The sequence below is a fragment of the Nonomuraea sp. NPDC005983 genome, from assembly GCF_040614375.1.
In the GTDB taxonomy this organism is placed as follows: Bacteria; Actinomycetota; Actinomycetes; order Streptosporangiales; family Streptosporangiaceae; genus Nonomuraea.
In genome coordinates, this window is record NZ_JBEXUP010000236.1 from 1 (window position 1) to 9034 (window position 9034).

10 protein-coding genes and 1 pseudogene are annotated in these 9034 nt (G+C 70.4%); 3 read left to right on the forward strand and 8 right to left on the reverse strand.

Going from position 1 to position 9034, the window contains the following annotated elements; genetic code table 11:
- From ABZ297_RS45410 to ABZ297_RS45420, 3 genes and pseudogenes are all read left to right on the forward strand, one after another.
- Positions 1 to 302, forward strand: a pseudogene (locus tag ABZ297_RS45410) (hypothetical protein); the annotation flags it as partial.
- Between the two features lie 59 nt (positions 303 to 361).
- On the forward strand, positions 362 to 1012 hold the full coding sequence (locus ABZ297_RS45415; RefSeq protein ID WP_355360364.1) for a helix-turn-helix domain-containing protein: 651 nt from the start codon (positions 362 to 364) through the stop codon (positions 1010 to 1012).
- Entirely contained in the window at positions 996 to 1934 is a 939-nt protein-coding gene (locus ABZ297_RS45420) for a hypothetical protein (RefSeq protein WP_355360366.1), read from the forward strand. The genes ABZ297_RS45415 and ABZ297_RS45420 overlap by 17 nt, the downstream gene beginning before the upstream one ends.
- On the opposite strand, the gene ABZ297_RS45425 is transcribed toward ABZ297_RS45420, so the two are convergent.
- The 8 genes from ABZ297_RS45425 to ABZ297_RS45460 all read right to left on the reverse strand — a co-directional run.
- Positions 1931 to 2695, reverse strand: coding sequence for a class I SAM-dependent methyltransferase (locus ABZ297_RS45425; RefSeq protein ID WP_355360369.1), 765 nt, complete (start codon positions 2693 to 2695; stop codon positions 1931 to 1933). The two genes, ABZ297_RS45420 and ABZ297_RS45425, sit on opposite strands and share 4 nt — an antisense overlap.
- Positions 2696 to 3376 (reverse strand): DUF4191 domain-containing protein, encoded by a 681-nt coding sequence (locus ABZ297_RS45430; protein ID WP_350806374.1) that lies wholly within the window; start codon positions 3374 to 3376, stop codon positions 2696 to 2698. It abuts the gene before it with no gap.
- A gap of 241 nt (positions 3377 to 3617) precedes the next feature.
- Positions 3618 to 4547 carry a lipoyl synthase gene (gene lipA, locus ABZ297_RS45435; RefSeq protein ID WP_355360372.1) on the reverse strand — a complete coding sequence of 310 codons (930 nt, stop codon included), beginning with the start codon at positions 4545 to 4547 and terminating at the stop codon, positions 3618 to 3620.
- Between the two features lie 55 nt (positions 4548 to 4602).
- Entirely contained in the window at positions 4603 to 5580 is a 978-nt protein-coding gene (locus ABZ297_RS45440) for a M48 family metallopeptidase (protein ID WP_355360375.1), read from the reverse strand.
- A 46-nt stretch (positions 5581 to 5626) separates the two neighbouring features.
- A complete protein-coding gene (gene lipB, locus ABZ297_RS45445) occupies positions 5627 to 6319 on the reverse strand; it encodes a lipoyl(octanoyl) transferase LipB (RefSeq protein ID WP_355360378.1) in 693 nt (230 codons plus the stop codon).
- 38 nt (positions 6320 to 6357) lie between these two features.
- Positions 6358 to 7095 carry a peptidase E gene (locus ABZ297_RS45450; protein ID WP_355360381.1) on the reverse strand — a complete coding sequence of 246 codons (738 nt, stop codon included), beginning with the start codon at positions 7093 to 7095 and terminating at the stop codon, positions 6358 to 6360.
- A gap of 37 nt (positions 7096 to 7132) precedes the next feature.
- Positions 7133 to 8026: a TIGR01777 family oxidoreductase gene (locus tag ABZ297_RS45455; RefSeq protein ID WP_355360384.1), complete on the reverse strand. Its 894-nt coding sequence runs from the start codon at positions 8024 to 8026 to the stop codon at positions 7133 to 7135.
- A 210-nt stretch (positions 8027 to 8236) separates the two neighbouring features.
- On the reverse strand, positions 8237 to 9034 hold a 798-nt coding region (locus ABZ297_RS45460; protein ID WP_355360387.1), incomplete at its 5' end, for a 2-oxo acid dehydrogenase subunit E2.

Below are 9034 nucleotides of genomic sequence, written 5' to 3' on the forward strand. Positions count from 1 at the left end.
CGTCGCTGATCTCGCTGGACGCGACGGTCCGCGGGCCGGTCACCGCGGCGCGGGCCGACCGGCTCGTCCTGGTCGGCACCGAGGTCGGCGGCCCGCTCACCGCGACCGGCGGCGAGGAGCTGTCGGTCGAGAACTCCCGGATCGGCGGGCCGGCCACGCTGGTCGGCAACGCCGGCCCCGTGGTCGCCGCCAGCATCGTCAAGGGGCCGCTGACCTGCACGGGCAACGCTCCGGAACCCGCCGACAACGGCCTCGCCAACACGGTCGGCGGGCCTTCGTCGGGGCAGTGCAAGGGTTTCTGACGAAGTAAAAAAAGCGTACCGGGTTCAAAAACGAACCCGGTACGCTTTATGCTTTCCCCATGATGGCGGGGCTCAGGGAGCTGAAGAAGGAGCAGACGCGGCAGCGCATCTGCGAGGTGGCGCTGCGGCTGTTCGACGAGCGCGGCTACGAGGCGGTGACGGTCAACGAGATCGCCGAGGCGGCCGGCGTCGCGAAGGTGACGCTGTTCAACTACTTCCCGACCAAGGAGTGCCTGGTCCTCAGCGGCATCGAGGAGGACTACGCCCGGATCGTGACCGAACGGCCGCCGGGCCAGTCGCCGCTCGACGCCTTCCGCGCCCATTATCGGGCGATGGCCGCCGACGACCCGGCGGAGGCCGACGTCGGCGCGCTGCTCGTCCGGGTGCGGGTGATCACCGCCAGCCCCGAGCTGATGGCCGGCGTCCACAAGTCCCACATCGGCCAGCGGTACGCGCTGGCTGCGGCACTCGGGGGCAGCACGGGCGACGCCACGGACGACGCCACGGGCGACGTGACGGCCCATCTCATGGCCGCCCAGATCACCGCCTCCATCACCACGCTCCAGGAGACGTTCTTCCATCGGCTGACGTCCGGGATGCCCATCGAAGAGGCCGGGCGGCTCCTGGCGCAGGAGGTCGAGGTGGCCTTCGACCTCCTGGAGTACGGCTTTTCCAGCAAAAGAGGGGAAGATTGTGAAAAAGGGAATTAACTATGACACAGGGTTCCTGCCCGGAGCGGACGGCAGCCGCAAGGTCTTCGACGTCGAGGACGTCCGGCGTGACATGCGGGTGATCGCGGGCGAGCTGCACTGCACCGCCGTCCGCGTCTCGGGCGGCGACCCCGAGCGGCTGGGCGTCGCGGCCGAGCAGGCCGCTGCGGCCGGTCTCGAGGTCTGGTTCGCGCCGTTCCCCGTCGACCTGAAGCCGGACGAGATGCTCCCCCTCTACGCCGAATGCGCCGGCCGCGCGGAGGCGCTGCGGCGCGGCGGAAGCGAGGTCGTGCTCGTCACCGGCTGCGAGACCAGCGCCTTCGGCCACGGCTTCATGCCGGGCGACAGCTACGGCCAGCGCCTCGACACGATGATGAAGGCCGACATGGAGTGGTGGCAGTCGATCGGGAGCACGCTGGTACCGAGCTTCAACGCCTTCCTCGCCGAGGTCGCCGAGACGGTCAGGCCGCTGTTCGGCGGCCGGTTGAGCTACGCGTCAGGCCCGTGGGAGTTCATCGACTGGAGCCCCTTCGACGTGGTCGGCGTCGACGCCTACCGCGCCGCCTACAACGCCGCCGCCTTCACCGAGGAGGTACGCGCCCACTTCAAGCACGCCAAGCCGGTGGCGGTCACCGAGTTCGGCACCTGCGCCTACCAGGGGGCGGGGGAGCGGGGCGGCAGCGCCTGGGTGGTGCCCGACGGCGCGGTACGCGACGAGGGCGAGCAGGTCCGCTACTTCACCGAACTGCTGGACGTCTTCGAGCAGGAGGGCGTCGAGGCCGCCTTCTGGTTCACCTTCGCCGCCTTCAACCGGCAGGGCGAGCAGGACCTCGGCTCCTACGGCGTCGTCAGGATGATCGACGACACCCGGTGGGAGCCGAAGGAGGTCTTCCACACCATGGCCGCTAGGTACGGCCGCTAGGTACGCGCGCAGCTGAAGACAGCGGTGCCCGGCAGGAGCCGGCCGCGCAGCGGGCTCCAGCCGCCCCACACCCGCTCGTGCCCCTCCGGCCACTCCGGCTCCAGCAGCCCCGTGACGGTCAGCCCCGAGGCGACGATCAGGCCGACCCAGTCGCCCATCGTGCGGTGATGCTCGACGTAGCTGACCGTGCCGTCGTCGTCCTGCTCGGTGTACGGGGTGCGGTCGAAGTAGGAGCGGTCGGACGTCAGCCCGCGCGGGCCCGGATCGTCCGGGAACGCCCACCTGATCGGATGGCTGACAGAGAACACGAACCGGCCGCCCGGCCTGAGCACCCTGCGCACCTCGCGGAACACCGCGAGCGGGTCGGCCACGAACGGCAGCGCGCCGAACGCCGAGCACGCCAGGTCGAAACGGGCGTCGGCGAACGGCAGGACCTCGGCGTCGGCCTGCACGACGGGGACGTGCAGGCCGGTGTCCAGGTCGAGGCGCTGGGAGTGGCGCAGCTGCCGGTGCGACACGTCGAACGCGGCCACCCGCGCCCCCTGAGTCACCAGCCAGCGCGCGCACTGCGCCGCCCCGCAGCCGATCTCCAGAACGTCCCGCCCGCGCACCTCGCCGAGCAGGCGCGCGTCGGCCTCGTCGACGCCCTCGGGGCACCAGACGAAGCGCGCGTCGCCGAGGAACTCGCCGTGCTCGACCTGATAGTCGTCGGCGTTGCCGTCCCACCAGCCGCGATTGGCCCGTGACGACTGCGACAGCATCTAGCGCATCTTAGGGCCGCGCGGGATGCGGGCGCCCTTGGGCATCGGGCCCTTGGGCATCGGCATGTTCTTCGGCAGCGACCCCAGGCGGTCCTTCACCTCGTTCACCGCGGGCTTCTTCAGGTTGCGCGGCAGCTTCATGATGTGACGCTGCAGCTTGGCCAGCGGAATCTGGCCCTCACCGTCGCCGCACTGGATGTCGTAGATCTCGATGCCCAGCACCACCCGGGCCACCCGCTTCTTCTCGGCCGCCAGCATCCGCGCCACCCGGTTGCCCGGGCCCTCCGACACCAGCACGACACCCGGGTGGCCGACCAGGAGGTGGATCAGGTCCTGGTCGCGGTTGACCGCGATGGCAGGGGTGACCTGCCAGTTGCCCCGCATGCCCTGCAGCACCGCCGCGGCGGCGCCGGTCTGGCCGTGCAGGATCGAGTACTGCGCCTTCTGCGCCAGCTGCCCGAACACCACGAGGCCGACGGTGAAGGCCGCGAGCACGCCGAGGAACACCGAATACCACAGGTAATCGGTGACCAGACCGATCACGACCACCAGCGCCAGCGTGCCGACCGCCGAGAGGAAGACGATCGGCAACCCCTTCGGGTTGGACTGCTTGATGATCTGCGCGATCATGCGGAGCTGCTTGATGCGCCCCGGCTTCTCTGGGTCCTCGGACTTCGCCATGTGCAGAAGGATACAAACCAACTAGTCGTGTAAGGAAAACGAGACCTGGCCCGACACCGAGATCCACCTCCGCCACCAGGGACCGTCCCATCGAGAGGACCTTCCGTGTCGCCGCCCGGGGGAGGGGCCTCACCCCAAAAAGACCGTCCCCCCGGAAGGAGGGACGGTCTCTGTGAGAGGCGCGCAGACGTCGGGAGAGCGGGAGCCTCACAGGGGCCCGCCTGGGACGGGAGCCGCGGCCTCAGGCTGTCTGGCGGGCCTCGATGGCCTGCTTGTAGAGCCTGCCCGCCCGGTACGACGAGCGGACGAGCGGCCCCGACAGGACGCCGGCGAAGCCGATCGCCTCCGCCTCGGCCTGGAGCTCGACGAACTCCTCCGGCTTGACCCACCGATCCACCGGGTGGTGGCGCGGCGTCGGGCGCAGGTACTGGGTGATGGTGAGCAGATCGGTGCCGGCGGCGTGCAGGTCGCGCATCGCCTCGATGATCTCCTCGCGCGTCTCGCCCATCCCGAGGATCAGGTTCGACTTGGTGACCAGCCCGGCCTCGCGAGCCATCGTGATCACGTTCATCGACCGCTCGTAGCGGAACGCGGGACGGATCCGCTTGAAGATCCGCGGCACCGTCTCGACGTTGTGCGCGAACACCTCGGGCTTGCTGGAGAAGACCTCTTCCAGCTGGTCGCGCTCGCCGTTGAAGTCGGGCACGAGCAGCTCGACCCCGCAGCCCGGCAGCAGCGCGTGGATCTGCCGCGCGGTCTCGGCGTACAGCCAGGCGCCGCCGTCGGGCAGGTCGTCGCGGGCCACGCCGGTCACCGTGGCGTACCGCAGGCCCATCTGCTGGACGGACTCGGCCACGCGGCGCGGCTCGTCGCGGTCGTAGTCCTTGGGCTTGCCGGTGTCGATCAGGCAGAAGTCGCAGCGGCGGGTGCACTGCTCGCCGCCGATGAGGAAGGTCGCCTCGCGGTCTTCCCAGCACTCGTAGATATTGGGACAGCCCGCCTCTTCGCAGACCGTGTGCAGGCCCTCCCGGCGCACCAGCGATTTCAGCTCGGTGTACTCGGGGCCCGTCTTCAGCTTGGTCTTGATCCACGGGGGCTTGCGCTCGATAGGGGTTTCGGCGTTGCGCACCTCCAGGCGGAGGAGCTTTCGGCCTTCAGGAGCAACGGTCACGAAAACAGCTTACGTCTCGCGGGAACCCGGCTCCGTCAGGGGGCTCCGTCGGGCGTCAGCTGATGAGCCCGAAGCCGCGGATCGCCCTGGAGTAGTGCGCGAGCAACTCGTCGTCGATGCGGGCGGACTCGGCCGCGCCGAGCAGGTCGGAGCCGGGCGGGTTGACCAGCACGCCGTTGTCCGTCAGCAGGCAGCCGGCCAGCGCGCCGTCCCTGATCGACGGGACCCCTTCGCCGCGCAGCGCCGCCGCCTGCATCGGCGCCAGGTACCGCCTGCTCGCCACCAGTTCGTCCAGCTCGGCCAGCTCGCCGGGCGACAGCACGCGCTGCGCGAGCGCCAGCCGCCGCTGCGCGCCGAGGCTCTCGCCGGACCGGGCCAGCCGCCTCAGTGCGTACTCCAGCAGCAGGACGGGGGCGCCGAGCGCGCGGCCGAAGATCCGGCCGATGAGACCCATGGTCTCGTAGGCGGTGCCCGGGTGGTTGGCGCCGACCGAGGACATGGCGATCTTGGTCTGCGCCTCGTCCCGCACCTTCGACGGCTCGGCGCCGAACAGGCTCTCCCGCCACTCGCCCAGCGTGAACAGCGCGCCGTTCACGATGATCTGCTCGCCGGTCGGTGCCCCCGCGTACGCGCAGGCCAGCAGCCCGGCGCGCTGGCGCGGCGTCAGCGCCAGCCACAGCGGCAGGCCCACGACGAGGACGGGGGTCCTGAGCGGCCCCGCGCGGAAGTAGTGCGCGGACGGCTCCAGGTCCCTGATCGCCACCTTCCTGGGACGCTTGACGCCGACCTTGTCGGCCACCCGCTCGGCCACCGCGTACAGCTCCTTGGCCGAGGAGCGGTCGAGCACCTCGGCGTCGGCGGGCAGGTGTCCGAGGCGTGGCCGCAGCGCCCAGCCGATCGCGATCAGCAGGCCGCCGATCAGCCACCCCGCGAGCTCGGCGGTGATCACGATCGTCCATACGCCCAGGACGACGAAGGCCAGCGTCAGCGCGTGCACGAGGAGTGCCAGCACCAGAGCGATGAGGCGTTTCACGATCTGATGGTAAATGCGGAAACCCGCTTACCAGATGCCGATTCGGTTACCTGCGAAGCAGGTCTTCCTCGTGCATCTCGAAGGACTGCATGCCCAGCGCCTCCGCCAGCCGCTTCTCGGCGACCGGCATGACCTCATCGGCCACGATCCGCCTGCCGGTCTCGGCCGAGAGCGAGGAGACGCCCACACCCGGGATGCCGCAGGGGACGATCCGGTTGAACCACCGCGGATCGTTCGCGCAGTTGAGCGCGAAGCCGTGCATGGTGACGCCGTTGGAGACCCGGATGCCGACCGCGCCCAGCTGCCGGTCGGGCAGGCCGAGCGTGGCGTCTCCGGCCGCCCAGACGCCGCCGCGGCCCTTGGCCCGCCTGGCGGTGACGCCGAAGTCGGCGCAGACCTGGATCATCGTCTCCTCGAGCCGGCAGACGTAGTCGATCACGTCCGTGACGCCGACGATCGGGTAGGCGACGAGCTGGCCGGGGCCGTGCCAGGTGACGCGCCCGCCGCGGTCGACGTCGACCACCGGCGTGCCGTCGGCTGGCCGCTCCCCGGGCAGCGTGCGCTTGCCGGCCGTGTAGACCGGCGCGTGCTCCAGGAACAGGACCGTGTCGGTCAGCTCACCCGCGACCCGCTTGCCGTGCACCCAGCGCTGGAGTGCCCAGGCCTGCTCGTAGGGGACGTCGACACCGAGGCGGACGATGGCCAGTGCGTGGGGATCGTCCCCGTGGATGGGGCGCATGTGCCAATTGTGCCGTTCCCTCACCCATCCAGGGTAATTCAGGAAGTCAGCAGCCGAGGCTCGATCCTGAACTCCTTGGCCCCTCCGGCGCCGTCGTGCTCGATCTTGTAGGCGTACCCGCCCGGGTCGGCGGTCACGGCCTGGATGAACTCGGTGCCGACGTAGTGCAGCGCGACGCCCTCGTCGGCGGCGTAGCCGTCGGGCAGCTCGCCGCTGGCCACCGACGCCTGCAACAGCGGCCTGCGCTGCGGCTCGGCGTTGTAGTGGACGCCGCAGGAGTACGGCAGGAACGCCAGCCCGTCGGCCCAGACGCGCAGGTCGGGGCCGAAGGAGTCGGTGTTGCCGCCCACGTGCCAGCACAGCGCGCCCGCGCTCTGCCCTGACAGCACCACCCCGGCGCGCCAGGCCTCCTCGAACGCCTCGTCGAGCCCGTGCAGCCGCCACAGCGCCATGAGGTTGGCCACGCTGCCGCCGCTGACATAGATCATGTCCTGCTCCAGCATCCACGCCCGTGGGTCCTCGACGTTGGGCATCGGGAACACGGTCAGGTGGCTGAGCTCGACGTCCCAGCCGGCGAACGCGCCGTACATCTTCAGCAGCCAGTCGGAGCTGTCGCCGGTGGCGGTGGCGAGCAGGCCCAGCTTGGGACGGTCCTGGCCGGTCAGGTCGAGGCCGTAACGCAGCAGCGGGCCCGCCTCGATGAAGCCGAAGCGCTTGGACGGACGGAACGACCCGCCGCCGATGGCAAGGATGTGCGACTGGCCTGACCTGGTCATGTCGGTATCTCCCGCGTGGTGAAGGACGAACGGCACACTAGAGTACGGCCCGCAGCGCCTCGTCGAGACCGGTATGCGTGAAGCCGTACGCGCTGTCCAGCAGCTTTGCTGGCGAAATGCGGTGACTTGACAGCAATCCTTCCCGAGCGAACTCGCCCAGCCCGAGGCTCAGCGCGAAAGGTGGCACGGGCATGGGCATGGTCCCTTTACGCATGGCTTTTCCGAGGGTTCGGGTGAATTCCACGTTCGTGACGGGCGAGGGTGAGGTCAGATTGACCGGCCCCGATATTTCCCGATTTCTCAGGATATGAAGGACGGCCCGGACCCAGTCGTCCTCCGTGATCCAGGACCACCACTGCCGTCCCGTCCCGAGAGGGGCTCCGAGCCCGAGGCGGAAGATCGGCAGCATCCTCCCGAGAGCGCCGCCCCGGCTGCTCAGCGCCAGCCCGGTGCGCAGCTGAGCAGCCCGGACCCCGAGCTCCCCGACCGTGCGGGCCTCGCCCTCCCACTGCTCGCACAGGTCGGAGAGGAATCCCGTGCCCTTCCCCGTCTGCTCGTCGACGACGGTGTCGCCGGTGTCGCCGTAGAAGTCCACCCCGGACGCCGACACGAACACCTCGGGCCGCCGCGCGACCTCGCGCATCGCCCGGACCAGCGTCCGCGTGCTCTCGACCCGGCTGCGCACCAGCTCCCGTTTGTAGGCGTCGCTCCAGCGCCGGTCGGCGATGGGCGCCCCTGCGAGGTGCACCACCCCGTCGGCCCCGTCGAGCACCGACGGATCGAGAATGCCCTCGGCGGGCTGCCAGAACGCCTCCTGCGCGCCCTGAGGGGCGCGCCGCACCAGCCTGACGACCCGCTCCCCCTCGCCCTCCAGCGCGCGAACCAGAGCGCTCCCGAGCAGCCCTGACGCCCCCGTCACGATGATCGTCATGCCCTCACAGTACGCCGCCGGTCCGCCATCCCGAAGGACGCGGCGCTGCGTCCGCCACCACGTCCGCCACCAGGTCCGCCACCAGGTCCGCCACCTCGCCCGGCCGCATCGCCGTGCCGCGCGGGCGGAAAAGCCGCCGTGAACGCGCCAGGCGGCGCGGGAAGGACCCGCGCCGCCTGACCGTGGCGAACGACTGTGGCGAACGACCGCTTACGCGAGGCCGAGCTGGGCCTCGAAGCGCCCCTCCTCCAGGCGGCGCTTGACCGTCGTGAGGAAGCGGGCGGCGTCGGCGCCGTCGACCAGGCGGTGGTCGTACGTCAGCGCCAGGTACACCATCGAGCGGACCGCGATGACCTCGCCGTCAGGCGTGTCGACCACCACGGGACGCTTCACGACCGCGCCCGTGCCGAGCATGCCGACCTGCGGCTGGTTCAGGATCGGCGTGTCGAACAGCGCGCCGCGGCTGCCGGTGTTGGTCAGCGTGAACGTGCCGCCGGTGATCTCGTCGGGCGTCACCTTGTTGGCGCGGGTGCGCTCGGCCAGGTCGGCCGTCTTGCGGGCGAGCCCGGCCAGGTTCAGGTCGCCGGCGTTCTTGATGACCGCCGCGATCAGGCCGCGCTCGGTGTCGACCGCGATGCCCAGGTGCTCGACGTCGAAGTACGTGACCTCCATGGTCTCGTTGTTGATCGTCGCGTTGAGCTTCGGGTGCTGCTTGAGCGCCTCGATCGCGGCCATCTCGAAGAACGGCATGAACGACAGCTTGACGCCCTCGCGGCGCAGGAAGTCGTCCTTCGCCTTCGCGCGCAGGCGAGCGATCTTGGTGACGTCGACCTCGACGACGGTCGTGAGCTGCGCCGCGGTCTGCAGCGACTCGACCAGCCGCTTGGACATGGTCTGCCGCAGGCGCGACATCTTCTCGGTGCGGCCACGCAGGGTGGTGTCGACCTCGACCGGCTCGGGCGCGGCGGAGACCGGAGCCTGGGCCTGGGCGGCCGCGGGAGCGGCGGC

What these genes read in the sequence shown, in the direction of transcription:
- ABZ297_RS45455 (WP_355360384.1), bottom strand. Translation starts at nt 8,026, where the DNA reads ATGACGATCATCGTGACGGGGGCGTCAGGGCTGCTCGGGAGCGCTCTG.
- ABZ297_RS45425 (WP_355360369.1), bottom strand. Translation starts at nt 2,695, where the DNA reads ATGCTGTCGCAGTCGTCACGGGCCAATCGCGGCTGGTGGGACGGCAAC.
- lipB (WP_355360378.1), bottom strand. Translation starts at nt 6,319, where the DNA reads ATGCGCCCCATCCACGGGGACGATCCCCACGCACTGGCCATCGTCCGC.
- ABZ297_RS45450 (WP_355360381.1), bottom strand. Translation starts at nt 7,095, where the DNA reads ATGACCAGGTCAGGCCAGTCGCACATCCTTGCCATCGGCGGCGGGTCG.
- ABZ297_RS45430 (WP_350806374.1), bottom strand. Translation starts at nt 3,376, where the DNA reads ATGGCGAAGTCCGAGGACCCAGAGAAGCCGGGGCGCATCAAGCAGCTC.
- ABZ297_RS45415 (WP_355360364.1), top strand. Translation starts at nt 362, where the DNA reads ATGATGGCGGGGCTCAGGGAGCTGAAGAAGGAGCAGACGCGGCAGCGC.